The 529-nt window shown below is 49.3% G+C and carries 2 rRNA genes; both read right to left on the bottom strand.

From position 1 onward, the window contains the following. Positions 1-115: 115 nt before the first annotated feature. Positions 116-232: ribosomal RNA gene (gene rrf, locus FOY53_RS24320) — 5S ribosomal RNA — on the bottom strand. 145 nt (positions 233-377) lie between these two features. Continuing rightward, positions 378-529: ribosomal RNA gene (locus tag FOY53_RS24315) — 23S ribosomal RNA — on the bottom strand; the annotation flags it as partial.

The raw sequence follows: 529 nt of genomic DNA, 5'->3' as shown, positions 1-529 counted from the left end.
CTCTCTTTTGTTTCAAAATGTGTGAGCGGAAAACGGGACTCGGACCCGCGACCCCAACCTTGGCAAGGTTGTGCTCTACCAACTGAGCTATCAGGGAATAATAATTATAAAACTCGCTTGGCGGCGTCCTACTCTCCCAGGACCCTGCGGTCCAAGTACCATCGGCGCTGGAGGGCTTAACGGTCGTGTTCGGGATGGGTACGTGTGGAACCCCTCCGCTATCGCCACCAAACATGAATTTACGGTGTAAATTCTTTTTCAGGAATCAGCATCGCCAAATGCTGTGTGTTTGTCCGTGTAACTTCAGCTACTTGAGCTGATGATATACTGAACTTACACCCTGAAAACTGGATCCGAAACTCATTGCGTCTTATCTTTAGGATAAGCCCTCGACCGATTAGTATTGGTCAGCTCCATGCATTACTGCACTTCCACCCCCAACCTATCTACCTCGTCGTCTTCAAGGGGTCTTACATATTGGGAAATCTCATCTTGAGGGGGGCTTCACGCTTAGATGCTTTCCGCGCTT

The organism is Puniceibacterium confluentis (assembly GCF_007923445.1).
Lineage (GTDB): Bacteria > Pseudomonadota > Alphaproteobacteria > Rhodobacterales > Rhodobacteraceae > Puniceibacterium > Puniceibacterium confluentis.
The sequence above is the reverse complement of the archived record's forward strand: the minus strand, read 5'-3'. Positions and strand labels throughout refer to the sequence as shown.